Here is a 26,074-nt window from a genome sequence, read left to right on the forward strand (position 1 = left end):
CGCGAAATCAACCTGTACCGGCGTTGAGATGTTCCGCAAGCTGCTGGACCAGGGTCAGGCGGGCGAGAACTGTGGTGTTCTGCTGCGCGGTATCAAGCGCGAAGACATCCAGCGTGGACAGGTTCTGGCGAAGCCGGGCTCAATCAAGCCACACACCAAGTTCGAGTCAGAAGTTTACGTTCTGTCTAAAGACGAAGGCGGCCGTCATACTCCGTTCTTCAAAGGCTACCGTCCACAGTTCTACTTCCGTACCACTGACGTGACCGGTTCAGTTGAGCTGCCAGAAGGCGTGGAAATGGTAATGCCAGGCGACAACATCAAGATGGTTGTTACCCTGATCCACCCAATCGCGATGGACCAGGGTCTGCGCTTCGCAATCCGCGAAGGCGGCCGTACCGTTGGCGCGGGCGTTGTTGCTTCTGTTATCGCTTAATTGCGATAGTATTTGACGCAATGCGCATGAAAAGGGCATCATTTGATGCCCTTTTTGCACGCTGTCACATAGAACCTGGCTCATCAGTGATTTTCAATCATAATCATTGCTGAGACAGGCTCTGTTTTACAGCGCTGGAGACCGAGTTATGCCCAACAGCTCATTCGGTTTGGATGCCTCGCCTCTATGCGGGGCAGAATAGTTTCTGAATTATTGTGGCAGGTTGGTTTATGAGTGCGAATACCGAAGCTCAAGGGAGCGGACGCGGCCTGGAAGCGATAAAGTGGGTAGCTGTCATTGCGTTACTGCTGGTTGCCATTGTGGGTAACTATCTCTATCGCGATATTACACTGCCCTTACGTGCGCTGGCTGTAGTAGTGCTGATCGCTGCTGCGGGTGGCATCGCTTTACTGACTATCAAAGGTAAAGCAACCGTGGCTTTTGCTCGTGAAGCAAGAACCGAAATGCGCAAGGTTATCTGGCCAACCCGTCAGGAAACCTTACATACCACGCTAATCGTTGCCGCGGTTACGGCCGTGATGTCACTGATTTTGTGGGGGCTGGATGGTATTCTGGTCCGTCTGGTATCGTTTATTACTGGCCTGAGGTTCTGAGATGTCTGAAGCTCCAAAAAAACGCTGGTACGTCGTTCAGGCGTTCTCCGGTTTTGAAGCCCGCGTAGCGAAGTCGCTGCAAGAGCATATCAAACTGCACAACATGGAAGAACTGTTTGGTGACGTCATGGTGCCGACTGAAGAAGTCGTTGAAATCCGTGGCGGTCAGCGTCGCAAAAGCGAGCGCAAATTCTTCCCTGGCTACGTACTGGTCCAGATGGTGATGAATGACGCCAGCTGGCATCTGGTGCGCAGTGTACCGCGTGTAATGGGCTTCATTGGCGGTACATCTGACCGTCCTGCACCAATCAGTGACAAAGAAGTTGATGCGATTATGAACCGCCTGCAGCAGGTAGGTGATAAGCCGCGTCCGAAAACGCTGTTTGAGCCAGGCGAGATGGTACGCGTCAACGACGGTCCGTTTGCTGACTTCAACGGCGTGGTCGAAGAAGTTGACTATGAGAAGAGCCGTCTGAAAGTGTCGGTCTCTATCTTTGGTCGTGCAACACCGGTTGAGCTCGATTTTGCTCAGGTGGAGAAAGGTTAACCCTTTTGTTCACTTTTTGACTCTTGCAGAAGGCGCGAAATTTACCTATAATTTCGCGCCTTTTGTTTTTACACGCTGGCAACAGCGGGTAAATCGTTACCACGGGGAGCCTGTTTTCAGGCGCTATACCCAATAGAGGAATTATCATGGCCAAGAAAGTACAAGCCTACGTTAAGCTGCAGGTTGCAGCTGGTATGGCTAACCCGAGCCCACCGGTTGGTCCGGCTCTGGGTCAGCAGGGTGTTAACATCATGGAATTCTGTAAAGCGTTTAACGCCAAAACAGAATCTCTGGAGAAAGGCCTGCCTACTCCAGTTGTTATCACTGTATATAGCGACCGTTCTTTCACCTTCGTTACCAAAACGCCTCCGGCTGCCGTACTGCTGAAAAAAGCAGCGGGCGTCAAGTCTGGTTCTGGTAAGCCGAACAAAGACAAAGTCGGTAAAGTAACTCGTGCTCAGGTACGTGAAATCGCAGAAACCAAAGCTGCGGACATGACTGGTGCTGACGTAGAAGCGATGACTCGCTCTATCGAAGGTACTGCTCGTTCCATGGGCCTGGTAGTGGAGGATTAAGAAATGGCTAAGCTGACCAAGCGCATGCGCGTGATCCGTGACAAAGTTGATGCAACTAAACAGTATGACATCAACGAAGCTGTTGCTCTGCTGAAAGAACTGGCTACTGCCAAATTCACAGAAAGCGTAGACGTTGCTGTTAACCTCGGCATCGATGCACGTAAATCTGATCAGAACGTACGCGGTGCAACCGTTCTGCCACACGGTACTGGTCGTTCAGTACGTGTTGCTGTCTTTACCCAGGGCGCAAACGCTGAAGCTGCTAAAGCAGCTGGCGCTGAGCTGGTAGGTATGGAAGATCTGGCTGATCAGATCAAAAAAGGCGAAATGAACTTTGACGTTGTTATCGCATCTCCGGATGCAATGCGCGTTGTTGGCCAGCTGGGCCAGGTTCTGGGCCCACGCGGTCTGATGCCAAACCCGAAAGTTGGTACTGTAACGCCAAACGTTGCTGAAGCGGTTAAGAACGCTAAAGCGGGTCAGGTTCGTTATCGTAACGACAAAAACGGCATCATCCACACTACCATTGGTAAAGTGGACTTCGATACTGACAAACTGAAAGAAAACCTGGAATCTCTGCTGGTCGCGCTGAAAAAAGCAAAACCTGCTCAGGCTAAAGGCGTGTACATCAAGAAAGTCAGCATCTCTACCACCATGGGCGCCGGCGTTGCCGTTGACCAGGCTGGTCTGAACGCAGTAGCAAACTAATTGCTGCTTGAAACGGGCGAAAAATTCATCTAGAATCTTACGCCCGTTGTTCTGAATGAACACTGTTCTCAGAACCCAAATTCATAGTCACTGCGGCTTAATGCGGTAACGCATTAAAATACAGTGGCTAAGGTTGGAGCCAGGCCTAATCCTGGCCTCCGTCCAAGACCGCAGGAGCGGGCCTTTCTTCGGAAACCCTGCTTAATATCCTGCGTAGACGGTGACAGAACCACAAAGATTTATTTCTTCACTGGATTCTGCTCACCGTGTAATAGCGCCTGCTGCTTTCGGGCAGTCAGGTGAAGTGAGTTCCGGGAAATTTTTCCCGGTCAAATCCAGGAGCAAAGCTAATGGCATTAAATCTTCAAGGCAAACAAGCGATTGTTGCTGAAGTTAGCGAAGTAGCCAAAGGCGCGCTTTCAGCGGTTGTTGCGGATTCCCGTGGCGTTACCGTTGATAAAATGACTGAACTGCGTAAAGCAGGTCGTGAAGCTGGCGTTTACATGCGTGTTGTTCGCAACACCCTGCTGCGCCGCGTCGTTGAAGGTACTCCTTTTGAGTGCCTGAAAGACACGTTTGTTGGTCCGACCCTGATTGCATACTCTATGGAACACCCGGGCGCTGCTGCTCGTCTGTTCAAAGAGTTCGCGAAAGCGAATGCAAAATTTGAGGTCAAAGCTGCAGCCTTTGAAGGTGAGCTGATCACGGCGGACAATATTGACCGTCTGGCAACTCTGCCGACTTACGAAGAAGCACTGGCACGTCTGATGTCGACCATGAAAGAAGCCGCTGCTGGCAAACTGGTTCGCACTCTGGCTGCTGTACGCGATGCAAAAGAAGCGGCTTAAGGCCTCTTTCTTTTCCTTCGTACCTGCTTACGTATAAACTTTTTGTGAATTTTAGGAACAATCGACATGTCTATCACTAAAGATCAAATCCTGGAAGCCGTTGCAGCTATGTCCGTAATGGAAGTAGTTGAGCTGGTTTCTGCTATGGAAGAAAAATTCGGCGTTTCTGCTGCTGCTGCTGTAGCTGTAGCTGCTGGCCCGGCTGAAGCTGTTGAAGAGAAAACTGAGTTCGACGTTGTGCTGAAAGCAGCTGGCGCGAACAAAGTAGCAGTAATCAAAGCAGTACGTACTGCAACTGGTCTGGGCCTGAAAGAAGCCAAAGATCTGGTTGAAGCGACTGGCGTGATCAAAGAAGGCATCAGCAAAGATGATGCAGCTGCACTTGAAGCTGCTCTGAAAGAAGCTGGCGCTGAAGTTGAAGTTAAGTAAGACAACCTTAGGGTTGCAGTCTGAGTAATCGGGCTGATGGCTGGTGACTTTTTGGTCACCAGCCTTTTTGCGCTACAGGGGAACGATGGCGTTTCGCACTGTTTATCCATTGTTTCTCTTCAATATCTTTTTCTATCGACGCCTTAATATACCGCTCTCCTGTGACGGTTCCCTGCCGGCACAACAGCGATGAAATGATTTAAGAGTGATAGAAAGATGTATTGCATGGGGTGTCACGCATCGCATGAAAAACAAAAATAGTGTTGCATAACTGTCCCGTCAGGACGGACAGCGTGGGTCGACTTGTCAGCTAGCTGAGGAACCCTATGGTTTACTCCTATACCGAGAAAAAACGTATTCGTAAGGATTTTGGTAAACGTCCACAAGTTCTGGATGTTCCCTATCTCCTTTCTATCCAGCTTGACTCGTTTCAGAAGTTCATCGAGCAAGATCCAGAAGGCCAATACGGTCTGGAAGCAGCCTTCCGTTCCGTTTTCCCAATCGCGAGCTACAGCGGCAACTCTGAATTGCAGTATGTTAGCTATCGCCTGGGTGAGCCGGTCTTTGACGTAACTGAATGTCAGATCCGTGGCGTGACCTATTCGGCACCGCTGCGCGTGAAACTGCGTCTGGTGATCTACGAGCGCGAAGCGCCGGAAGGCACCGTCAAAGACATTAAAGAACAAGAAGTCTACATGGGTGAAATTCCACTCATGACTGACAACGGTACCTTTGTTATCAATGGTACTGAGCGTGTTATCGTTTCTCAGCTGCATCGTAGTCCTGGCGTGTTCTTTGACAGCGATAAGGGTAAAACGCACTCTTCCGGTAAAGTGCTGTATAACGCACGTATCATCCCTTACCGTGGTTCATGGCTCGACTTCGAGTTCGATCCAAAAGATAACCTGTTCGTCCGTATTGACCGTCGTCGTAAGCTGCCGGCCAGTATCATCCTGCGCGCGCTGGAATATACCACTGAGCAGATCCTCGATCTGTTCTTCGAAAAAGTGGTCTTTGAAATCCGCGATAACAAGCTGCAGATGGAGCTGGTGCCTGAGCGCCTGCGTGGCGAAACTGCCTCCTTCGATATCGAAGCCAATGGCACGGTCTACGTTGAGAAAGGTCGTCGTATCACTGCGCGCCATATTCGTCAGCTGGAAAAAGACAGTGTTCAGCATATCGAAGTTCCGGTGGAATATATTGCCGGCAAAGTGGTTGCTAAAGACTACATCGATCTGAACACCGGTGAGCTGATTGTTCCGGCTAACATGGAACTGTCGCTGGATCTGCTGGCAAAACTGAGCCAGTCAGGCCACAAGCGCATCGAAACCCTGTTCACTAACGATCTGGATCACGGCCCTTATATCTCCGAGACCCTGCGTGTTGACCCGACCAACGATCGCCTGAGCGCGCTGGTTGAGATCTACCGCATGATGCGTCCGGGCGAGCCGCCAACGCGTGAAGCAGCGGAAAACCTGTTCGAGAACCTGTTCTTCTCTGAGGATCGTTACGATCTCTCTGCGGTTGGCCGCATGAAGTTCAACCGTTCTCTGCTGCGCGATGAGATCGAAGGTTCAGGTATCCTGAGCAAAGAAGATATCATCGAGGTGATGAAGAAGCTGATCGGTATCCGTAACGGTATCGGTGAAGTGGATGACATCGATCACCTTGGTAACCGTCGTATCCGTTCTGTCGGTGAGATGGCTGAGAATCAGTTCCGTGTCGGTCTGGTCCGCGTTGAGCGTGCAGTGAAAGAGCGTTTGTCACTGGGCGACCTCGATACGCTGATGCCGCAGGACATGATTAACGCCAAGCCAATTTCAGCCGCAGTGAAAGAGTTCTTTGGTTCCAGCCAGCTGTCTCAGTTTATGGACCAGAACAACCCGCTGTCTGAAATTACGCATAAGCGTCGTATCTCTGCTCTGGGCCCAGGCGGTCTGACCCGTGAGCGTGCTGGCTTCGAAGTGCGTGACGTACACCCGACTCACTACGGTCGCGTATGTCCAATCGAAACGCCGGAAGGCCCGAACATCGGTCTGATCAACTCACTCTCTGTCTATGCGCAGACCAACGAATATGGTTTCCTTGAGACGCCATACCGTCGCGTTGTTGATGGCAAAGTGAGTGATGAAATTCATTACCTCTCTGCAATTGAAGAGGGTAACTACGTTATCGCTCAGGCGAACACCAACCTCGCGGATGACGGCAGCTTCGTTGACGATCTCGTCACCTGCCGTAGCAAAGGTGAGTCAAGCCTGTTCAGCCGCGATCAGGTTGACTACATGGACGTCTCCACCCAGCAGGTGGTTTCTGTCGGTGCGTCACTGATCCCGTTCCTGGAACACGATGATGCTAACCGTGCCCTGATGGGTGCGAACATGCAACGTCAGGCGGTCCCGACCCTGCGCGCTGATAAGCCGCTGGTAGGTACCGGTATGGAACGTGCAGTAGCGGTTGACTCCGGTGTAACTGCCGTCGCGAAACGTGGTGGTACCGTACAGTATGTAGATGCATCCCGTATCGTTATCAAAGTTAACGAAGATGAGATGTATGCAGGCGAAGCCGGCATCGACATCTACAACCTGACCAAGTACACCCGTTCAAACCAGAACACCTGCATCAACCAGATGCCGTGTGTCTCTCTGGGTGAGCCAATCGAGCGCGGCGACGTGCTGGCAGATGGTCCATCCACCGATCTGGGTGAGCTGGCGCTGGGTCAGAACATGCGCGTGGCGTTCATGCCATGGAACGGTTACAACTTCGAAGACTCCATTCTCGTCTCTGAGCGTGTAGTGCAGGAAGACCGTTTCACCACGATCCACATTCAGGAACTGGCTTGCGTGTCGCGTGACACCAAACTGGGGCCGGAAGAGATCACCGCTGACATCCCGAACGTGGGTGAAGCTGCGCTCTCTAAACTGGATGAATCCGGTATCGTCTATATCGGTGCAGAAGTAACCGGCGGTGACATTCTGGTTGGTAAGGTAACGCCTAAAGGTGAAACCCAGCTGACGCCAGAAGAGAAACTGCTGCGCGCTATCTTCGGTGAAAAAGCGTCCGACGTGAAAGATTCGTCGCTGCGCGTACCGAATGGCGTCTCCGGTACCGTTATCGATGTTCAGGTCTTTACCCGCGATGGCGTGGAAAAAGACAAGCGTGCGCTGGAAATCGAAGAGATGCAGCTGAAGCAGGCGAAGAAAGACCTGTCTGAAGAGCTGCAGATCCTTGAAGCGGGTCTGTTCAGCCGTATCCAGGCTGTGCTGATCGCCGGTGGCGTTGAAGCGGACAAGCTGGACAAGCTGCCGCGTGAGCGCTGGCTGGAGCTGGGCCTGACTGATGAAGAGAAGCAGAACACTCTCGAGCAGCTGGCCGGACAGTATGATGAGCTGAAGCACGAGTTTGAGAAGAAACTCGAAGCGAAGCGTCGCAAAATCACCCAGGGCGACGATCTGGCACCAGGCGTGCTGAAGATTGTTAAGGTTTATCTGGCCGTTAAACGTCAGATCCAGCCTGGTGACAAAATGGCAGGCCGTCACGGTAACAAAGGTGTTATCTCCAAGATCAACCCGATCGAAGATATGCCTTATGACGAGAATGGCACGCCGGTTGACATCGTACTGAACCCGCTGGGCGTACCATCGCGTATGAACATCGGTCAGATTCTGGAAACCCATCTGGGTATGGCGGCGAAAGGCATTGGTGAGAAGATCAATGCGATGCTGAAGAAGCAGGAAGAAGTCGCCAAACTGCGTGAGTTTATCCAGCGTGCTTACGATCTGGGCACCGACGTGCGTCAGAAAGTTGATCTGAACACCTTCTCGGACGATGAAGTGCTGCGTCTGGCAGAGAACCTGAAAAAAGGTATGCCAATCGCTACACCAGTGTTCGATGGTGCGAAAGAGAGCGAGATCAAAGAGCTGCTGCAGCTCGGCGGCCTGCCTTCTTCCGGTCAGATCACGCTGTTTGATGGCCGTACCGGTGAGCAGTTTGAGCGTCAGGTAACCGTAGGTTACATGTACATGCTGAAACTTAACCACCTGGTTGATGACAAGATGCACGCCCGTTCGACCGGCTCCTACAGCCTCGTTACTCAGCAGCCGCTGGGTGGTAAGGCGCAGTTCGGTGGTCAGCGCTTCGGTGAGATGGAAGTGTGGGCACTGGAAGCATACGGTGCCGCGTATACCCTGCAGGAAATGCTTACCGTTAAGTCTGATGACGTCAACGGCCGTACGAAGATGTATAAAAACATCGTCGATGGCAATCATCAGATGGAACCGGGCATGCCGGAATCCTTCAACGTACTGTTGAAAGAGATTCGCTCGCTGGGTATCAACATCGAGCTGGAAGACGAGTAAGCACTCGCAAGTACTGGTTATGGGACGCGCACCCCGGGCGCGCGTCCCTGAGAGTTCCACTCCGACGGGAGCTAATCCGTGAAAGACTTACTTAAGTTTCTGAAAGCGCAAACTAAAACCGAAGAGTTTGATGCGATCAAAATTGCGCTGGCTTCGCCAGACATGATCCGTTCCTGGTCTTTTGGTGAAGTTAAAAAGCCGGAAACCATTAACTACCGTACCTTCAAGCCAGAGCGTGACGGTCTTTTCTGTGCCCGTATTTTCGGACCAGTTAAAGACTACGAATGCCTGTGCGGGAAGTACAAGCGCCTGAAACACCGCGGTGTGATCTGCGAGAAGTGCGGCGTTGAAGTGACGCAGACTAAAGTACGCCGTGAGCGTATGGGTCACATCGAGCTGGCTTCACCTACTGCACACATCTGGTTCCTGAAGTCGCTGCCGTCCCGTATCGGCCTGCTGCTGGATATGCCACTGCGTGACATTGAGCGCGTACTTTACTTCGAATCCTATGTGGTTATCGAAGGCGGTATGACCAACCTGGAAAAACGTCAGATCCTGACGGAAGAGCAGTACCTTGACGCGCTGGAAGAGTTCGGTGACGAATTTGACGCGAAGATGGGTGCGGAAGCGATCCAGGCATTGCTGAAAAATATGGATCTGGAGCAAGAGTGCGAGCAGCTGCGTGAAGAGCTGAACGAGACTAACTCCGAGACCAAACGTAAAAAGCTGACCAAGCGTATCAAGCTGCTGGAAGCGTTCGTGCAGTCTGGCAACAAGCCAGAGTGGATGATCCTGACCGTTCTGCCGGTTCTGCCGCCAGATCTGCGTCCGCTGGTACCGCTGGATGGTGGTCGTTTCGCAACGTCAGATCTCAACGATCTCTATCGTCGCGTAATCAACCGTAACAACCGTCTGAAGCGTCTGCTGGATCTGGCTGCGCCAGATATCATCGTGCGCAACGAAAAGCGTATGCTGCAGGAAGCGGTAGATGCCCTGCTGGATAACGGCCGTCGCGGTCGTGCCATCACCGGTTCTAACAAGCGTCCGCTGAAATCGCTGGCTGACATGATCAAAGGTAAGCAGGGTCGTTTCCGTCAGAACCTGCTGGGTAAACGCGTTGACTACTCCGGTCGTTCGGTTATCACCGTGGGTCCATACCTGCGTCTGCATCAGTGCGGTCTGCCGAAGAAAATGGCACTGGAGCTGTTCAAACCGTTCATCTACGGCAAGCTGGAACTGCGTGGTCTTGCTACCACCATCAAAGCAGCCAAGAAAATGGTTGAGCGCGAAGAAGCGGTTGTCTGGGATATCCTGGATGAAGTGATCCGCGAACACCCGGTACTGCTGAACCGTGCACCAACGCTGCACCGTCTGGGTATCCAGGCGTTTGAACCGGTTCTGATCGAAGGTAAAGCGATCCAGCTGCACCCGCTGGTCTGTGCGGCCTATAACGCCGACTTCGATGGTGACCAGATGGCGGTACACGTACCGCTGACGCTGGAAGCACAGCTGGAAGCGCGTGCGCTGATGATGTCGACCAACAACATCCTGTCGCCAGCGAACGGTGAGCCAATCATCGTTCCTTCACAGGACGTTGTTCTGGGTCTGTACTACATGACCCGCGACAAAGTAAACGCCAAAGGCGAAGGTATGGTGCTGACCGGCCCGAAAGAAGCTGAGCGTGTTTACCGCGCTGGCCTGGCTGAGCTGCACGCCCGCGTTAAAGTGCGTATTACAGAATATGCGAAAAACGAACAGGAAGAGCTCGTTGCGAAAACCAGCCTGATCGACACGACCATTGGCCGTGCGATCCTGTGGATGATCGTACCGAAAGGTCTGCCTTACTCCATCGTCAACCAGGCGCTGGGTAAGAAAGCGATCTCCAAAATGCTGAACACCTGTTACCGCATTCTGGGCCTGAAGCCGACCGTTATCTTTGCTGACCAGACCATGTACACCGGTTTCGCCTATGCAGCCCGTTCAGGTGCATCAGTCGGTATCGACGATATGGTTATCCCGGCGAAGAAAGCGGAAATCATCGCGGAAGCGGAAGCGGAAGTGGCTGAGATTCAGGAACAGTTCCAGTCTGGTCTGGTCACTGCGGGCGAACGTTACAACAAAGTCATCGATATCTGGGCTGCTGCGAACGAACGCGTCTCTAAAGCGATGATGGATAACCTGCAGACTGAAACCGTTATTAACCGTAACGGTGAAGAAGAGCAGCAGGTCTCGTTCAACAGCATCTACATGATGGCCGACTCCGGTGCGCGTGGTTCTGCAGCACAGATTCGTCAGCTGGCAGGTATGCGTGGTCTGATGGCGAAGCCAGATGGCTCCATCATCGAGACGCCTATCACGGCAAATTTCCGTGAAGGTCTGAACGTACTGCAGTACTTCATCTCGACGCACGGTGCACGTAAAGGTCTCGCCGATACCGCACTGAAAACGGCAAACTCCGGTTATCTGACCCGTCGTCTGGTTGACGTGGCGCAGGATCTGGTGGTTACCGAAGATGACTGTGGCACGTTCGAAGGCATCATGATGACGCCGGTTATCGAAGGTGGCGACGTTAAAGAGCCGCTGCGTGAGCGCGTACTGGGCCGTGTAACGGCTGAAGACGTTCTTAAGCCAGGCACTGCTGACATTCTGATCCCGCGTAACACGCTGATCGATGAGCACTGGTGTGACGTGGTAGAAGAGAACTCTGTTGACGTCATCAAAGTGCGTTCAGTCGTAAGCTGTGAAACCGACTTCGGTGTGTGCGCACACTGCTACGGTCGCGATCTGGCACGTGGTCACATCATCAACAAAGGTGAGGCCATCGGCGTTATCGCAGCACAGTCCATCGGTGAGCCGGGTACTCAGCTGACAATGCGTACGTTCCACATCGGTGGTGCGGCATCGCGTGCGGCGGCTGAATCCAGCATTCAGGTGAAGAACAAAGGCACTATCAAGCTGACCAACGCGAAGTCTGTAACCAACTCCTCCGGGAAACTGGTTATCGTCTCACGTAACGTTGAGCTGAAGATGATCGACGAGTTCGGTCGTACCAAAGAGAGCTATAAAGTGCCTTACGGTGCGGTGATGGCGAAAGGTGATGGCGAGCAGGTTGCGGCGGGCGAAACCGTAGCAAACTGGGATCCGCACACCATGCCGGTAATCACCGAAGTGGGTGGTTTCATCCGCTTCACCGACATGATCGACGGTCAGACCATTACCCGTCAGACTGACGACCTTACCGGTCTGTCATCGCTGGTGGTACTGGATTCCGCAGAGCGTACTGCTGGCGGTAAAGACCTGCGTCCGGCGCTGAAAATCGTTGATGCTAACGGCAACGACGTTCTGATCCCGGGCACCGACATGCCGGCTCAGTACTTCCTGCCAGGCAAAGCGATTGTGCAGCTGGAAGATGGCGTGAAGATCAGCTCGGGTGATACCCTGGCGCGTGTTCCGCAGGAATCTGGCGGTACCAAGGACATCACCGGTGGTCTGCCACGCGTTGCGGATCTGTTCGAAGCGCGTCGTCCGAAAGAGCCAGCAATCCTGGCGGAGATCAGCGGTATTATCTCCTTCGGTAAAGAGACCAAAGGCAAGCGTCGTCTGGTGATCACGCCAGTTGATGGCAGCGATCCGTACGAAGAGATGATTCCGAAGTGGCGTCAGCTTAACGTATTCGAAGGTGAGCGCGTGGAACGCGGTGACGTCGTATCTGACGGCCCGGAATCACCACACGACATCCTGCGTCTGCGTGGCGTTCATGCGGTAACGCGTTATATCACTAACGAAGTGCAGGAAGTTTACCGCCTGCAGGGCGTTAAGATTAACGATAAGCACATCGAAGTCATCGTACGTCAGATGCTGCGTAAAGCGACCATCATGAGCGCGGGTAGCTCAGAGTTCCTTGAAGGCGAGCAGGCAGAAGTCTCCCGCATCAAGATCTCTAACCGCGATCTGGAGACCGCTGGCAAAATCGGTGCAACCTATGCACGCGATCTGTTGGGTATCACCAAAGCGTCTCTGGCAACCGAGTCGTTCATCTCTGCAGCCTCGTTCCAGGAGACCACGCGTGTCCTGACCGAAGCCGCGGTAGCAGGCAAGCGTGATGAACTGCGCGGCCTGAAAGAGAACGTTATCGTGGGTCGTCTGATCCCGGCCGGTACCGGTTATGCGTACCATCAGGATCGTATGCGTCGCCGTCAGGCGGGTGAAGCACCGGTTGCACCGCAGGTCACTGCGGATGAAGCCTCTGCCAGCCTGGCTGAGCTGCTGAACGCGGGTCTGGGTGGCAACAACGACGAGTAATCGTCTGCCGCACCAACGCGAAAAAACCCTGCTCCGGCAGGGTTTTTTTTTGCCTGAGGCTCAGCGTTTACCCTTTACTTCGTGGCGTGTCAGGCCAATATCGCGCAGCTGGTTGTCGCTGAGCTGCGCCAGTACCTGACGCGTTGCGCGCCGGGCTCGCCACTGCTTCAGCATCTGCAGCGCTGCGCGGATCATATCCGGTAGCGTAACGCTAAAAGGTTTTGCAGCACGATTCTGATCAAATTCCATTCTCTTGCTCCTTAACGGGGGTATCTGAGCAGCATTGTCCGTTTTCCCGCCAAAACCATACAGACTCAAATCCGGAGTTTATTTACCATACAGATTGCGTTTTGCCGCATCTGAATGCTAAAAGTAGCGCTTATCTGTACTGGTTTTTTTAGATGGACTTATTACCAGGAGCATACAATGACGCGCTATCAGCATCTGGCCTGCCTGCTTTCCGATCGGATTAAGCAGGGGCTTTATCGCAGCGGTGAACGTCTGCCTTCAGTACGTACGCTGAGTAGCGAGCACGGGGTCAGTATCAGCACCGTGCAGCAGGCGTATCACCTGCTGGAAGAGAAGCAGCTCATCGTACCGCAGCCGCGATCCGGCTATTTTGTTGCCACGCATAAAGCAACACCGCCTGTGCCTGCGCTGACGCGTCCGGTACAGCGGCCGGTAGAGGTTACGCAGTGGGATTCCGTGCTGGAACTTCTCAGCAGCCGTGCCAGCGATGAGGTGATACAGCTGGGCAGCGGGATGCCCGATCTGACGCAGCCGACGCTGAAACCGCTGTGGAAAATCATGGGCCGGCTGGCGCAGAAACAGCAGACCGAACTGCTGAACTATGACAGCCTGCTCGGCGTCAGCGCCCTGCGGGAACAGGTAGCGCGCCTGACCATCGACAGCGGTTGCCAGCTGACGGCGGAGGATATTGTGATCACCACCGGCTGCCATGAGGCGCTGTCGGTTTCAATTCGTGCAGTCTGCGCGCCGGGTGACATCATTGCTGTGGAGTCGCCCGCGTTCCATGGCACGATGCAGACGCTGCGCGGACTGGGGATCAGGGTCATTGAGATCCCGACCGATTCAGTTACCGGGATCAGCCTGGATGCGCTGGAGCTGGCGTTTGAGCAGTGGCCAATCAAAGCTGTGGTGGTGGTCCCCAACTGCAATAATCCCCTGGGGTTTATCATGCCGGAAGCGCGCAAGCGGGCGCTGCTGGCGCTGGCGCAGCGGGTTGATGCCGCCATCATTGAGGATGATGTCTATGGCGAGCTGGCATGGGACTACCCGCGTCCCGTGACGCTCAAATCGCTCGACATGGATGGCCGCGTACTGCTCTGCAGCTCCTTTTCCAAAACGCTGGCACCCGGGCTGCGGGTGGGCTGGGTGGCGCCGGGGCGTTATCGCGACAGGGTGCTGCATATGAAATATATCGGCACCGGTTCCACGGCGACGCTGCCGCAGCACACCGTGGCAGAGTTTATTCGTCAGGGCCACTATCTCCCGCATCTGCGCCGCATGCGTCAGGTATATCAGCGCAATTATGAAACCTTCAGCTGCTGGGTGCGGCACTACTTTCCCTGCGGCATCTGCGTATCGCGGCCGCAGGGCGGATTTCTGATGTGGATTGAGCTGCCGGAGGCGTTTGACGCGGTGCGGCTTAACGCCGAGCTGCGCGAGGCCAGCCTGCAGGTCGCCGTGGGCTCTCTGTTTTCCGCTTCGGGCAAATACCGTAACTGTCTGCGGCTGAATTACGGCCTGCCTGTGAATGAACAGACGGAACAGGCGCTGGCGCAGCTGGGAATGGCGATAGAGCGCGCTATGCAGGCGTGCAGCAGCGACCGGCATCAGGCACCGCAGCTGCTGGTGGAATAAACCGGAAAGGCAGGGCTGAGGAGAGAAGGGTAATCAGCCCTGGCCCGCTGCAAACCACAGCGGGCAGAGCTACTGTACCGGTTTCCGGCGCGCAGACGAGGCCTGCTGGCTATCCCTGCGTGCCGGACCCTGCGATTTCAGTGTGTTTTACACGGGTTTTCACGCCTCTTCGATCGGCGTTCCGCTTCCCACCTGCCGCAGCAGCTCAGCCGTGGCGGTGCGCCAGTCAGCTGCCTGCGTAATGGCGCTGACGACCGCAATGCTGCCGACCCCGGTCGCCAGCACCTCAGGCACGCGCGCCAGGGAAATACCGCCGATAGCGACCGCGGGGATCCCCTGCAGGTGCGGCAGGTGCCGCTGCAGCTGTGCCACTCCCTGTGGTGCAGACGGCATCTGCTTGGTTTGCGTGGGAAAGATATGCCCCAGTGCAATATAAGAAGGCCGCAGTGCCACCGCGCGTTCCCGCTCTGCATCATCATGCGTTGAGATCCCCAGCCGCAGGCCTGCCTGACGAATAGCCTGCAGATCCGCCACCTCCAGATCCTCCTGACCCAGATGTACGCCGTATGCCTGATGCGCAATGGCCAGACGCCAGTAGTCATTAATGAACAGCCGTGCCCGATAGCGCCGGCCCAGCGCAATCGCTTTACGTACCGAATCTTCTGCCTCGCGATCGGGCAGATCTTTGATGCGCAGCTGGATCGTGCGTACGCCGGCGGCCAGCAGCCGTTCGATCCAGCTGACGCTGTCAACCACCGGATAGAGCCCCAGCTGCGGCGCCGTAGCGGCAAATGCGGCCGTCATGCTTTCTCCTTATTAACCGCATCGGCAGGATGATAAAGCTCGCCTCCGCGGCGGCGGAATGTTTCGGACATCTGCGCCATCCCCACCTCAACCGGCTGTGCATCAGCCTGCTGGCGCGCCGCAAATTCCCGTACTTCCTGGGTAATTTTCATTGAGCAGAACTTCGGCCCGCACATAGAACAGAAGTGCGCAACTTTGCCGGATTCCTGCGGCAGTGTTTCATCGTGATAGGCGCGGGCGGTGTGTGGATCCAGCGCGAGATTAAACTGATCTTCCCAGCGGAATTCAAATCGCGCTTTGGACATGGCGTTATCGCGGATTTGCGCCCCCGGATGCCCTTTGGCCAGATCGGCGGCGTGCGCGGCGATCTTATAGGTGATCAGCCCCTGCTTTACATCTTCTTTATTTGGCAGACCAAGGTGCTCTTTAGGCGTCACATAGCAGAGCATCGCGCAGCCGAACCAGCCAATCATCGCCGCGCCAATACCGGAGGTAAAATGGTCGTAGCCGGGGGCAATATCGGTGGTCAGCGGGCCAAGCGTGTAGAAGGGCGCCTCATCACAGTGTGTCAGCTGCTCGGTCATGTTGCGCCGGATCATCTGCATCGGAATATGGCCCGGTCCCTCAATCATCACCTGTACGTCATACTCCCAGGCGATTTTGGTCAGCTCGCCCAGCGTTCTGAGTTCTGCAAACTGCGCCTCATCGTTGGCATCCTGAATCGAGCCAGGGCGCAGGCCATCGCCCAGCGACAGGGCAACGTCATAAGCGGCGCAGATTTCGCAGATGTCGCGGAAATGCTGATAGAGAAAACTCTCCTGGTGATGTGACAGGCACCATTTCGCCATAATCGAGCCACCGCGTGACACGATCCCGGTCAGACGTCTGGCCGTCATCGGCACATAGCGCAGCAGTACCCCGGCGTGGATAGTGAAGTAATCGACGCCTTGTTCTGCCTGTTCCAGCAGCGTATCGCGGAAAATGTCCCAGTTGAGATCTTCAGCGACACCGTTCACTTTTTCCAGCGCCTGATAGATCGGCACGGTGCCGATGGGAACCGGACTATTACGCAGGATCCACTCGCGCGTTTCATGGATGTAGCGGCCGGTGGAGAGATCCATCACGGTATCGGCACCCCAGCGCGTGGACCACACCAGCTTTTCCACCTCCTCTTCAATCGACGAGCTGACCGCAGAGTTACCGATATTGGCATTGACCTTCACCAGAAAATTGCGGCCAATAATCATCGGTTCTGATTCGGGGTGGTTGATATTGGCTGGGATAATGGCGCGCCCGCTGGCGACTTCGTCGCGCACAAATTCTGCGGTGATATTTGCCGGCAGGTGCGCACCAAAGCTTTCGCCCGGGTGCTGCTGCAGCAGCACTTCGCTGCGGATGCGTTCACGGCCCATGTTTTCACGAATCGCAATAAACTCCATTTCCGGCGTCACTATGCCCTGACGGGCGTAGTGCAGCTGCGTGACGCAGCGACCAGGCTTCGCACGGCGCGGAGAGGGCAGCGATTCAAAGCGCAGATGATCCAGACCTTCATCGGCCAGACGCTGCTGCGTATAAGCGGAACTGCGCTGAGCAACCGGCTCACTGTCATTGCGCCCGGCTATCCACGCGGCGCGCAGCTTTGCCAGCCCCTGATGGACATCGATAGTGGCCTGCGGGTCGCCATAGGCGCCTGCAGTGTCATAAACCGGAACGGGCTCATTGATTTCATACTGCGGTTCCGCTTTGGTACCACCGGTATGGGTAGGACTGAGCTGGATTTCACGCATCGGCACGCGAATGTCAGCGCGGCTGCCGGTGATCCAGATACGCTGTGAGTTGGGAAAGGCGGTGCCCTGCAGCGAGTTGATAAAATCCTGCGCTTGCGCGCGCTGTTCACGACGAGAAGGTTTAGCAGCAGACATAGCAAAGTTCCTGAAGTCAGTGGAAGTTGCTTGTCCGGAGTCCGGAAGGAGTAACAGCGCCTGCAGTCAGGTAAGGCCCGATCGTGCGCTGATAATAGCTACTCTTGTTCCCTTCGCAGGTACTAGCCTGATCAGGTTCCGCGGATCCCGAATTAACGGTCTCAGCCCCGGGGGGCACTCCGACAAGGTGTTTCTGTTTAAAACAATAAAAGCCCGGTCAGCATAAGTGGGCTTTTACGGAATAACAAGGATTTTACAACTGCAGAAGGATCAGGCCGGACGCGCAATAGTGCTGTCGTTTGCAACAGGCGGAGAAACCAGCTGGTTATCCCACGCCATCTGAATCAGCTTATCTTCCAGAGAAAAGCGCGACGCCAGCGTTTCGCCTACTTCAGAGAGCGCCCGCTGGAACTCAACGCAGTTTTCATCGGTAATCGCCTGCTGCAGATGACTGTCATACAGCTGCATGATGCGATCGGTATTGCTTTCAAGCGCCGGGTAGAGATGCGCTGCAGCAACCAGCGGACTATCGCCCTGCAGATCCCTGATAATGCGCTCATACATACTGAAATGGCCGGTTGAGAGATAGTCTACCAGCGTGTGGCAGAAGTCATCCAGAGCCTGCTCATTCAGCGCCGTCAGCGCCTCTTTATTAGGCTTAATGCCGATTAATTCATAATAAGTGACAAGCAAATGCCGACGCGCACGTAACCATGCATCGACTAATTCATTACCGCCACCGACACGCCTGGTCAGGTTATCTAACTGGGTAAGCATATGAGGCTCCCGGTGAGTTATAGTTGTTCATTACACTTAACATCAGACTTTCAGCGTGCCGTGCGACGCTAAGGACAACGAATAAGATGCAACGTGAGATCTCAAGCGTAGACGCTGGCTGGTGGATTGTCAGCTCTGAACAGAAACTTTGGTTGCCGCAGGGTGAGCTACCGCACGGCTTAGCGGCAGATTTCGACCTTACAGGCCAGCACGGCATGCTTATCGGTGAGTGGCAGGGCGAAAACGTCTGGCTGATCCAGACGTCGCGCCCGGAAAATATGGGCTCGGTCCGGCAGATTATCGATCAGGATCCCGGGCTGTTTCAGCTCGCCGGCCGGGGAGTGCAGCTGGCTGAATTCTACCGCTCCCACCGCTGGTGCGGCTACTGCGGCCATGAGATGCGCGTCAGTCCGCGTGAGTTTGCCTGCCTCTGTACCCACTGCCGCGAACGTTACTATCCACAGATTGCACCCTGCATCATTGTGGCGATTCGCCGCGGCGATGAGATCCTGCTGGCCAATCATGCCCGCCATCGTAACAGCATCTATACGGTACTGGCTGGCTTTGTCGAAGTAGGTGAAACGCTGGAGCAGGCGGTGGCGCGTGAGGTCATGGAGGAGAGTAATGTACGGGTTAAAAACGTGCGCTATGTCACCTCACAGCCGTGGCCATTTCCCCATTCGCTGATGACAGCCTTTATGGCGGAGTATGAGGACGGCGAGCTGCAGCACGATGGAAAAGAGCTGCTGGATGCGGGCTGGTATCGCTTTGATGCGCTGCCACAGCTGCCGCCACCGGGCACCGTTGCCCGGCGCCTGATTGAAGACACCGTGGCGCTGTGTCGCGCCAGCGTGGCATGAAAATGCTACACTGACGCCCTTAGCATGAGAGAGCCCATTATGAGTGAACTGAAGAACGACCGTTATCTGCGCGCCCTGCTGCGCCAGCCTGTAGATGTTACCCCGGTCTGGATGATGCGTCAGGCCGGACGCTATTTACCGGAATATAAAGCCACGCGCGCTGAAGCCGGTGATTTTATGTCGCTGTGTAAAAATGCTGAGCTGGCATGTGAAGTGACGCTGCAGCCGCTGCGCCGCTATCCGCTGGATGCAGCTATCCTCTTCAGCGATATTTTAACTATCCCCGACGCGATGGGGCTGGGTCTCTATTTTGAAACCGGCGAAGGTCCGCGCTTCTCCCGCCCGATTACCTGTCGCGCAGACGTCGATAACCTGCCGGTGCCCGATCCGGAGCAGGAGCTGGGTTACGTGATGAATGCGGTACGGACCATCTGCCGCAACCTCAACGGTGCCGTTCCGCTGATCGGCTTTTCCGGCAGCCCGTGGACGCTGGCAACCTATATGGTTGAGGGCGGCAGCAGCAAGGCATTCACTAAAATCAAAAAGATGATGTATGCCGAACCGCACACGCTGCATACGCTGCTGGATAAACTGGCAGACAGCGTGATCCTCTACCTTAATGCGCAGATCAAAGCGGGTGCGCAGTCGGTTATGATCTTTGATACCTGGGGTGGCGTGCTGACCGGACGCGACTACCGCGATTTTTCGCTGAATTACATGCATAAAATTGTGGACGGTCTGGTGCGTGAGAACGAAGGCCGTCGTGTACCGGTTACGCTGTTTACCAAAGGCGGCGGACAGTGGCTGGAGGCGATGGCTGCCACCGGCTGTGACGCGCTGGGGCTGGACTGGACGATGGACATGGCTGAGGCGCGTCGTCGCGTGGGCCATAAAGTCGCCCTGCAGGGCAACATGGATCCGTCTATGCTTTATGCGCCGCCTGCCCGTATTGAAGAGGAGGTGGCCACCATTCTTGCCGGATTTGGTCAGGGTGAGGGACACGTATTTAACCTCGGGCACGGTATCCATCAGGATGTGCCGCCAGAGCACGCAGGTGTGTTCGTTGAGGCGGTGCATCGTCTTTCACGTCAATACCATCAGGAATAAGCATGGATTTAGCCGCATTACGTCAGGAACAGCTGGCGCTGGCTGCTAACGTTGTGCGGCAGGACGATTTTGACGTTCTGCCGCCGCGCTTTATCGGCGGCGCTGATGTCGGATTTGAGCAGGGCGGCGAGGTAACGCGCGCTGCTATCGTCATCCTGGAGTACCCCTCACTTACGCTGGTGGAGCATCGCATTGCGCGCATTCCTACCACCATGCCCTATATTCCGGGCTTTCTCTCGTTTCGGGAAATCCCTGCGCTGCAGGCGGCCTGGCAGCAGCTGACGCAGCAGCCCGACCTGCTGTTTGTGGACGGGCACGGCATCTCGCACCCCAGGCGCCTCGGCGTGGCGGCACATTTTGGTTCGATGCTGGATATTCCCACTATCGGCGTAGCCAAAAAGCGGCTGTGTGGCCGCTTTGCCGATCTGGATGCTGCACCCGGCAGCCGGCAGCCGCTAATGGATAAAGGTGAACAGCTTGCCTGGGTGTGGCGCAGCAAAGCACGCTGTAACCCGCTGTTTATCTCTACCGGGCACCGTGTCAGCCTGGACAGTGCGCTGCACTGGGTTGAAGCCTGTATGGGCGGCTACCGTTTACCGGAACCTACGCGCTGGGCAGATGCGGTCGCCTCAGGGCGGCCTGCATTTGTGAAGTGGCAAAATGCGCGCTGACGCTGTTTGTCTGCGCCTTTTGCGGTACACTGCCGCCAGCTAACCTATTGAGAGTAAGTTTGATGTTACAGAACCCCGTGCATTTGCGTCTGGCGAAGCTGGAAAGCTGGCAGCATATGACCTTCATGGCCTGTTTATGCGAGCGGATGTTCCCTAATTACTGGGCCTTCTGCGAACAGACCGGATTTGCCGATCCTCAGCTCTATCGCCGTATTCTTGATCTGGTATGGGAAAGCCTGACGGTGAAAGATGCCAAAATCAATTTCGACAGTCAGCTGGAGAAACTGGAAGAGGCGATCCCGGCTGGCGATGATTTCGATGTTTACGGTGTTCATCCGGCCATCGATGCCTGCGTAGCACTGAGCGAAGTGCTGCACGCGATGCTGAGCGGTGAAACGCTGGAGCACGCGATTGAGGTGAGTCGTACATCTATCACCACCGTGGCTATTCTGGAAATGACGCAGGCAGGACGCGAAATGAGCGACGAAGAGCTGCGTGAAAACCAGGCGGTGATTGATGAATGGGATATGCAGTGGGAGATTTTTCGCCTGCTCGCTGAGTGCGAAGAGCGCGACCTTGAGCTGATCAAAGGACTGCGTTCTGACCTGCGCGAAGCCGGAATCAGTAACATCGGTATAAATTTTCAGCAGTAAGGCGATAAAACGTGACTCCAGGCCTGAATTAGCGCGCCTGGAGGCTTCACATTAGCCCCCTGTCTGGTCTACATTTGGGGGGCTGAAAATTGTGGCTATCGGTGCGTGCAGGCTGAAGAGTGCCAGAATATGGCTTTTCCCTCGCACTCGTTGCTTAGCAAGCGATAAATACACTTTAAGGATAACTTATGAACAAGACTCAACTGATTGATGTGATCGCAGAAAAAGCGGACCTGTCTAAAACCCAGGCTAAAGCTGCGCTGGAATCTACCCTGGCTGCGATCACTGAGTCTCTGAAAGAAGGTGATGCTGTACAACTGGTTGGTTTTGGTACTTTTAAAGTGAACCACCGCGCTGAGCGTACCGGTCGTAACCCACAGACTGGCAAAGAGATCAAAATCGCAGCAGCAAACGTACCAGCTTTCGTTTCTGGTAAAGCACTGAAAGACGCAGTTAAGTAAGTTTTCCGCCTTGCGGTTTAGCTTTAGAAGAGGGGCGATTTCGCCCCTTTTTGTTACCGGAGCCTGCTATGCCGAATACGCTTTTCCGGCGCATCCGTATCCTGCTCTGTGCTGTACTGTTTTCCGGCTGCAGCGCCACACCTGACCTTCCGGCGTTTACCGCCAGCGGCTACCTGGCCGATCGCGGCGCGGTCCGCATCTGGCGCAAAAACAGCGACCACGATCTGATCCATCTGCGCACCGTTTATAACCCTTTCAGCACGCCCGTGCGTGAAACCACAGACTATATCTGGCAACACGAGACACTGCTGAGTGTGGAACGCCATCGCACCGGTGAGCAGCCCGATGACGTCACGCTGCGCTTTGATCATCAGGGCAACCTCAATTTTATGCAGCGCCAGCTGGCAGGACGACGCGAAGCGCTGAGTGATGATGCCGTTGCGCTTTATCGTTTTGACGCACAGCGTATGCTGGCGCAGAGCAATGCACTGCTGAGCGGCCGGGTATTACTGAAACAGGGACACTGGCTGGGCGGCAACACGGTACGCGACTGCGCAGGTCGCCAGCAGAATGTCGCGTTTGACAGTGACACGCTGAGGCGCCTGGCGCAGCAGCAACAGGCGTCAGCGCCGCTGATGGTGTCATGGCTCGAAGCCCCGGAAGGGATCCAGGTATTGCGCGTTACCACAGAGGATGAGTGTAGCTGGCAGCCGACAGAGAGCGATCTGAGCGGCTAAAGAAAACGGGGCACAGCAGAGTGCCCCGCGACTATCAGCGGTTGATGGCGCGATAGCCGATGTCGTGACGGCAGAAGCAGCCGTCCCAGGAGATAGACTCTGCCATCGCGTAGGCGTTGCGTTGCGCTGTAGCCACATCTTCTCCCAGTGCCGTGACGCACAACACACGTCCGCCGCTGGTCATCACCCGATCGTCCTGCAGCGTGGTGCCCGCATGAAATACTTTGCCTTCAGGCACGGCTTCCAGCGGCAGGCCGTGGATCTGATCGCCGGTACGGTAGCTGCCCGGATAGCCGCCTGCTGCCAGTACCACACCCAGTGCAGGACGTGCATCCCACTCCGACGTCTGCGTATCCAGGGTGCCATCGACTGCTGCCAGGCAGAGTGCCACCAGGTCAGAGTTCAGCCGCAGCATAATGGGCTGCGTCTCCGGGTCGCCAAAGCGGCAATTAAATTCAATGACCTTTGGCTGACCTGATTTATCGATCATCAGACCGGCATACAGGAAACCGGTATAGGTATTGCCTTCTGCTTTCATACCGTTCACGGTTGGCCAGATAATCTGGTCCATGACGCGCTGGTGGATCTCATCAGTGACCACCGGTGCCGGTGAGTAGGCCCCCATACCGCCCGTGTTGGGACCCGTATCACCATCGCCCGCGCGCTTGTGATCCTGGCTGGTTGCCATCGGCAGCACGTGGTTGCCATCTGCCATGACAATAAAGCTGGCTTCTTCACCGTCAAGAAACTCTTCAATTACGATACGATGGCCGGCATCGCCAAATGCATTGCCAGCCAGCATATCCTGCACCGCCGCTTCCGCTTCAGCCAGCGTCATCGCGACAATTACGCCTTTACCTGCAGCCAGACCATCGGCTTTGATAACAATGGGCGCACCTTTCTCGCGCAGGTAAGCCAGCGCGGGTTCCACCTCGGTAAAGTTCTGATATTCAGCGGTCGGGATCTGCTGGCGCGCCAGAAAATCCTTGGTAAAGGCTTTCGAGCCTTCCAGCTGGGCTGCCGCCTGCGTCGGGCCAAAGATCTTCAGCCCGGCGGCGCGGAAGGCATCAACCACGCCGATCACCAGCGGCGCTTCCGGGCCGACAATCGTCAGGTCAATCTGTTCCTGCTGCGCAAACGCCAGCAGGGCAGGGATATCGGTCGCACTGATGGGCACATTCTGCAGGGCCGGCTCCAGCGCAGTGCCTGCGTTACCCGGTGCGACAAACACAGTGTCAGCCAGCGGCGACTGTGACGCTTTCCACGCCAGCGCGTGCTCACGTCCGCCATTACCAATTACTAAAATTTTCATTATTGCTGCTCCAGCTGTTAATGGCGGAAATGGCGCATATCGGTAAAGATCATCGCGATGCCGTGCTCATCTGCAGCAGCAATCACCTCTTCATCGCGGATAGAACCGCCGGGCTGAATAACACAGCTCACGCCGGCCGCGGCGGCAGCATCAATACCATCGCGGAACGGGAAGAAGGCATCGGATGCCATCGCTGAGCCTGTGACCTTCAGCCCCTCATCGCTCGCCTTAATGCCGGCAATTTTGGCAGAGTAAACGCGGCTCATCTGACCGGCACCGATACCAATAGTCATGTTGTCGCGGGCATAAACAATGGCATTGGATTTAACAAACTTGGCGACTTTCCAGCAGAACAGCGCATCACGCAGCTCCTGCTCAGTCGGCTGACGCTGCGTGACCACGCGAAGCTGGTCGGCGGTGATCATCCCGAGGTCGCGATCCTGTACCAGCAGACCGCCATTGACCCGTTTGAAGTCCAGGCTGGCAACCGGCTGCTGCCATTGACCGCAGATCAGCACGCGCACGTTCTGTTTTGCTGCTGTTACCTGCAGCGCCGCGTCACTGGCGGAAGGGGCAATAATCACTTCAACAAACTGACGGCTGATAATTGCCTGTGCAGTCGCCTCATCCAGCTCGCGGTTAAACGCGATAATGCCGCCAAAAGCAGAGGTCGGGTCAGTCTGATAAGCGCGTTCATAAGCATCAAGGATGGATGTCCCCACCGCTACGCCACACGGGTTGGCGTGTTTGACGATCACACAGGCAGGTTCGTCGAACGCTTTTACGCACTCCAGTGCGGCATCGGTATCTGCAATATTATTGTAAGAGAGTGCCTTGCCCTGCAGCTGCTGCGCAGTGGCTACCGAGGCTTCTGCAATCTCTTCTTCTATATAGAAGGCGGCATCCTGATGGCTGTTCTCGCCATAACGCATATCCTGCTTCTTAATGAAGTTGAGATTCAGGGTGCGCGGGAAGCGACCGGCGGGTGCGCGGGTTTCGCCATGATAAGCAGGAACCAGCGTGCCAAAGTAGTTTGCAATCATGCTGTCGTAAGCGGCGGTGTGCTCAAACGCTTTAATTGCCAGATCAAAACGCGTCTCCGGCGTCAGCGCATTATCACTGGCATCCATCTCTGCAATGATGCTGGTGTAGTCGCTGCTCTTAACCACGATCGCCACATCTTTATGATTCTTAGCCGCTGAGCGCACCATGGTTGGCCCGCCGATATCAATATTCTCGACCGCATCTTCCAGCGAGCAGTCAGGCTTAGCCACGGTCTGCGCAAAGGGATAGAGGTTAACCACCACCATATCAATCGGATTGATAGCGTGTTCTGCCATAATCGCGTCATCGGTACCGCGACGACCAAGGATGCCGCCATGTACTTTGGGATGCAGAGTCTTAACGCGTCCATCCATCATTTCCGGGAAACCGGTGTAGTCAGACACTTCAATGACGGGCAGGCCTGCATCTGCCAGCAAACGTGCAGTGCCACCTGTGGAGAGTAGCTCGACGCCTCGTTGTGAGAGTGCATGAGCAAATTCGAGGATACCGGCTTTATCAGAGACACTGAGCAGAGCGCGGCGTACAGGACGACGTTGTTGCATGGTGGTTTTATCCCTTGGCTTTGTTTCGCGTAAATAAGAGCGTTACATCAGGCTGAAAGCGCACTTCTATAAAGAAGATAACGCGTTTGCCTCATGTAACGCCCCAAAAGGGGCGTCCCTGACGTCGCGAGGCATTGTAGCGAAAACGTTTGCGCGATGCTCGCTTAAATTTGTCTGTCCGCTGTTTTGTGGATAACACTGTGCGTAACAGGGTATAAAGCCCCCTTTTGCTGGGGAATGCAGCGAACAGTCATTTTTCCCGAATTTAACGCTTGTCAGCCCGGAAGAACTCCCTATAATGCGCCTCCATCGACACGGCACACCGGCTTACGGAAAACGGCGTTGACAGGAAGATTCGGTAAGAACTTCCGCCGGAGAAAAACGCTGAAAAAAGTGGTTGACTCCGAAGGAGGAAAGCGTAATATACGCCACCTCGCGACAGACGCTTAAGGCGCTGGACGCACCGCT

General features: G+C 55.1%; 22 protein-coding genes and 1 riboswitch. Of the genes, 16 read left to right on the forward strand and 6 right to left on the reverse strand.

Annotation, left to right across the window (positions count from 1 at the left end; genetic code table 11):
• The 9 genes from BBA90_RS07555 to rpoC all read left to right on the forward strand — a co-directional run.
• Nucleotides 1-433: EF-Tu/IF-2/RF-3 family GTPase (locus BBA90_RS07555; protein WP_240484886.1), on the forward strand; the 433-nt coding region annotated here is incomplete at its 5' end.
• Between the two features lie 230 nt (nucleotides 434-663).
• Nucleotides 664-1,047: a preprotein translocase subunit SecE gene (gene secE, locus BBA90_RS07560; protein WP_039381824.1), complete on the forward strand. Its 384-nt coding sequence runs from the start codon at nucleotides 664-666 to the stop codon at nucleotides 1,045-1,047.
• A gap of 1 nt (nucleotide 1,048) precedes the next feature.
• Nucleotides 1,049-1,594 (forward strand): transcription termination/antitermination protein NusG, encoded by a 546-nt coding sequence (gene nusG, locus BBA90_RS07565; protein WP_039381825.1) that lies wholly within the window; start codon nucleotides 1,049-1,051, stop codon nucleotides 1,592-1,594.
• Between the two features lie 146 nt (nucleotides 1,595-1,740).
• Entirely contained in the window at nucleotides 1,741-2,169 is a 429-nt protein-coding gene (gene rplK, locus BBA90_RS07570; RefSeq protein ID WP_065648599.1) for a 50S ribosomal protein L11, read from the forward strand.
• A gap of 3 nt (nucleotides 2,170-2,172) precedes the next feature.
• Entirely contained in the window at nucleotides 2,173-2,877 is a 705-nt protein-coding gene (gene rplA, locus BBA90_RS07575; protein ID WP_039381829.1) for a 50S ribosomal protein L1, read from the forward strand.
• A gap of 350 nt (nucleotides 2,878-3,227) precedes the next feature.
• Complete coding sequence (rplJ, locus tag BBA90_RS07580) at nucleotides 3,228-3,725, forward strand: 50S ribosomal protein L10 (RefSeq protein ID WP_065648600.1); 498 nt, start codon at nucleotides 3,228-3,230, stop codon at nucleotides 3,723-3,725.
• Between the two features lie 66 nt (nucleotides 3,726-3,791).
• Nucleotides 3,792-4,154 carry a 50S ribosomal protein L7/L12 gene (rplL, locus tag BBA90_RS07585; protein WP_065648601.1) on the forward strand — a complete coding sequence of 121 codons (363 nt, stop codon included), beginning with the start codon at nucleotides 3,792-3,794 and terminating at the stop codon, nucleotides 4,152-4,154.
• A gap of 326 nt (nucleotides 4,155-4,480) precedes the next feature.
• The gene (rpoB, locus tag BBA90_RS07590) at nucleotides 4,481-8,509 is read left to right on the forward strand and encodes a DNA-directed RNA polymerase subunit beta (protein WP_065648602.1); all 4,029 of its coding nucleotides are present in this window, start codon (nucleotides 4,481-4,483) and stop codon (nucleotides 8,507-8,509) included.
• Nucleotides 8,510-8,587: 78 nt separating this feature from the next.
• Nucleotides 8,588-12,811 (forward strand): DNA-directed RNA polymerase subunit beta', encoded by a 4,224-nt coding sequence (gene rpoC / locus BBA90_RS07595; RefSeq protein WP_039381836.1) that lies wholly within the window; start codon nucleotides 8,588-8,590, stop codon nucleotides 12,809-12,811.
• Between the two features lie 60 nt (nucleotides 12,812-12,871).
• Here the strand turns inward: rpoC and BBA90_RS07600 are convergent, their stop codons facing one another.
• Entirely contained in the window at nucleotides 12,872-13,060 is a 189-nt protein-coding gene (locus BBA90_RS07600; RefSeq protein WP_065648603.1) for a DUF1127 domain-containing protein, read from the reverse strand.
• A 177-nt stretch (nucleotides 13,061-13,237) separates the two neighbouring features.
• On the opposite strand from BBA90_RS07600, the gene BBA90_RS07605 reads away from it, so the two are divergent.
• The gene (locus BBA90_RS07605; protein WP_065648604.1) at nucleotides 13,238-14,695 is read left to right on the forward strand and encodes a PLP-dependent aminotransferase family protein; all 1,458 of its coding nucleotides are present in this window, start codon (nucleotides 13,238-13,240) and stop codon (nucleotides 14,693-14,695) included.
• Between the two features lie 159 nt (nucleotides 14,696-14,854).
• Here the strand turns inward: BBA90_RS07605 and thiE are convergent, their stop codons facing one another.
• The 3 genes from thiE to BBA90_RS07620 form a co-directional block, all read right to left on the reverse strand.
• Nucleotides 14,855-15,499, reverse strand: coding sequence for a thiamine phosphate synthase (thiE, locus tag BBA90_RS07610; protein WP_065648605.1), 645 nt, complete (start codon nucleotides 15,497-15,499; stop codon nucleotides 14,855-14,857).
• Nucleotides 15,496-17,421, reverse strand: coding sequence for a phosphomethylpyrimidine synthase ThiC (gene thiC / locus BBA90_RS07615; RefSeq protein ID WP_065648606.1), 1,926 nt, complete (start codon nucleotides 17,419-17,421; stop codon nucleotides 15,496-15,498). Before thiC ends, thiE begins: the two co-directional genes overlap by 4 nt.
• Before the next feature lie 91 nt (nucleotides 17,422-17,512).
• Nucleotides 17,513-17,613, reverse strand: a riboswitch (TPP riboswitch).
• A gap of 78 nt (nucleotides 17,614-17,691) precedes the next feature.
• Nucleotides 17,692-18,198 carry an Rsd/AlgQ family anti-sigma factor gene (locus BBA90_RS07620; protein WP_065648607.1) on the reverse strand — a complete coding sequence of 169 codons (507 nt, stop codon included), beginning with the start codon at nucleotides 18,196-18,198 and terminating at the stop codon, nucleotides 17,692-17,694.
• Between the two features lie 86 nt (nucleotides 18,199-18,284).
• Between BBA90_RS07620 and nudC the strand changes: the two genes are divergently transcribed.
• From nudC to BBA90_RS07650, 6 genes are all read left to right on the forward strand, one after another.
• On the forward strand, nucleotides 18,285-19,058 hold the full coding sequence (gene nudC, locus BBA90_RS07625; protein ID WP_065648608.1) for an NAD(+) diphosphatase: 774 nt from the start codon (nucleotides 18,285-18,287) through the stop codon (nucleotides 19,056-19,058).
• A gap of 39 nt (nucleotides 19,059-19,097) precedes the next feature.
• A complete protein-coding gene (gene hemE / locus BBA90_RS07630) occupies nucleotides 19,098-20,165 on the forward strand; it encodes a uroporphyrinogen decarboxylase (RefSeq protein ID WP_065648609.1) in 1,068 nt (355 codons plus the stop codon).
• Between the two features lie 2 nt (nucleotides 20,166-20,167).
• The gene (nfi, locus tag BBA90_RS07635) at nucleotides 20,168-20,836 is read left to right on the forward strand and encodes a deoxyribonuclease V (protein ID WP_065648610.1); all 669 of its coding nucleotides are present in this window, start codon (nucleotides 20,168-20,170) and stop codon (nucleotides 20,834-20,836) included.
• A gap of 62 nt (nucleotides 20,837-20,898) precedes the next feature.
• Complete coding sequence (locus BBA90_RS07640) at nucleotides 20,899-21,489, forward strand: YjaG family protein (RefSeq protein ID WP_039381849.1); 591 nt, start codon at nucleotides 20,899-20,901, stop codon at nucleotides 21,487-21,489.
• A 188-nt stretch (nucleotides 21,490-21,677) separates the two neighbouring features.
• Nucleotides 21,678-21,950 (forward strand): nucleoid-associated protein HU-alpha, encoded by a 273-nt coding sequence (hupA, locus tag BBA90_RS07645; RefSeq protein ID WP_006121511.1) that lies wholly within the window; start codon nucleotides 21,678-21,680, stop codon nucleotides 21,948-21,950.
• A gap of 68 nt (nucleotides 21,951-22,018) precedes the next feature.
• A complete protein-coding gene (locus BBA90_RS07650) occupies nucleotides 22,019-22,687 on the forward strand; it encodes a DUF1481 domain-containing protein (RefSeq protein WP_065648611.1) in 669 nt (222 codons plus the stop codon).
• A gap of 34 nt (nucleotides 22,688-22,721) precedes the next feature.
• Here the strand turns inward: BBA90_RS07650 and purD are convergent, their stop codons facing one another.
• Nucleotides 22,722-23,999 carry a phosphoribosylamine--glycine ligase gene (purD, locus tag BBA90_RS07655; protein ID WP_065648612.1) on the reverse strand — a complete coding sequence of 426 codons (1,278 nt, stop codon included), beginning with the start codon at nucleotides 23,997-23,999 and terminating at the stop codon, nucleotides 22,722-22,724.
• Between the two features lie 17 nt (nucleotides 24,000-24,016).
• Nucleotides 24,017-25,606: a bifunctional phosphoribosylaminoimidazolecarboxamide formyltransferase/IMP cyclohydrolase gene (purH, locus tag BBA90_RS07660; RefSeq protein ID WP_065648613.1), complete on the reverse strand. Its 1,590-nt coding sequence runs from the start codon at nucleotides 25,604-25,606 to the stop codon at nucleotides 24,017-24,019.
• Nucleotides 25,607-26,074: the final 468 nt, after the last annotated feature.

It is taken from the genome of Pantoea eucrina (assembly GCF_001691555.1).
Lineage (GTDB): Bacteria > Pseudomonadota > Gammaproteobacteria > Enterobacterales > Enterobacteriaceae > Pantoea > Pantoea borealis.

Coding starts and splice junctions, on each gene's coding strand:
- BBA90_RS07620 (WP_065648607.1), bottom strand. CDS start 18,198: ATGCTTACCCAGTTAGATAACCTGACCAGGCGTGTCGGTGGCGGTAAT.
- purD (WP_065648612.1), bottom strand. CDS start 23,999: ATGAAAATTTTAGTAATTGGTAATGGCGGACGTGAGCACGCGCTGGCG.
- rplK (WP_065648599.1), top strand. CDS start 1,741: ATGGCCAAGAAAGTACAAGCCTACGTTAAGCTGCAGGTTGCAGCTGGT.
- thiE (WP_065648605.1), bottom strand. CDS start 15,499: ATGACGGCCGCATTTGCCGCTACGGCGCCGCAGCTGGGGCTCTATCCG.
- rplJ (WP_065648600.1), top strand. CDS start 3,228: ATGGCATTAAATCTTCAAGGCAAACAAGCGATTGTTGCTGAAGTTAGC.
- secE (WP_039381824.1), top strand. CDS start 664: ATGAGTGCGAATACCGAAGCTCAAGGGAGCGGACGCGGCCTGGAAGCG.
- nfi (WP_065648610.1), top strand. CDS start 20,168: ATGGATTTAGCCGCATTACGTCAGGAACAGCTGGCGCTGGCTGCTAAC.
- nudC (WP_065648608.1), top strand. CDS start 18,285: ATGCAACGTGAGATCTCAAGCGTAGACGCTGGCTGGTGGATTGTCAGC.
- BBA90_RS07600 (WP_065648603.1), bottom strand. CDS start 13,060: ATGGAATTTGATCAGAATCGTGCTGCAAAACCTTTTAGCGTTACGCTA.
- rplA (WP_039381829.1), top strand. CDS start 2,173: ATGGCTAAGCTGACCAAGCGCATGCGCGTGATCCGTGACAAAGTTGAT.
- purH (WP_065648613.1), bottom strand. CDS start 25,606: ATGCAACAACGTCGTCCTGTACGCCGCGCTCTGCTCAGTGTCTCTGAT.
- hupA (WP_006121511.1), top strand. CDS start 21,678: ATGAACAAGACTCAACTGATTGATGTGATCGCAGAAAAAGCGGACCTG.
- rplL (WP_065648601.1), top strand. CDS start 3,792: ATGTCTATCACTAAAGATCAAATCCTGGAAGCCGTTGCAGCTATGTCC.
- nusG (WP_039381825.1), top strand. CDS start 1,049: ATGTCTGAAGCTCCAAAAAAACGCTGGTACGTCGTTCAGGCGTTCTCC.
- hemE (WP_065648609.1), top strand. CDS start 19,098: ATGAGTGAACTGAAGAACGACCGTTATCTGCGCGCCCTGCTGCGCCAG.
- thiC (WP_065648606.1), bottom strand. CDS start 17,421: ATGTCTGCTGCTAAACCTTCTCGTCGTGAACAGCGCGCGCAAGCGCAG.
- BBA90_RS07605 (WP_065648604.1), top strand. CDS start 13,238: ATGACGCGCTATCAGCATCTGGCCTGCCTGCTTTCCGATCGGATTAAG.
- BBA90_RS07640 (WP_039381849.1), top strand. CDS start 20,899: ATGTTACAGAACCCCGTGCATTTGCGTCTGGCGAAGCTGGAAAGCTGG.
- rpoB (WP_065648602.1), top strand. CDS start 4,481: ATGGTTTACTCCTATACCGAGAAAAAACGTATTCGTAAGGATTTTGGT.
- BBA90_RS07650 (WP_065648611.1), top strand. CDS start 22,019: ATGCCGAATACGCTTTTCCGGCGCATCCGTATCCTGCTCTGTGCTGTA.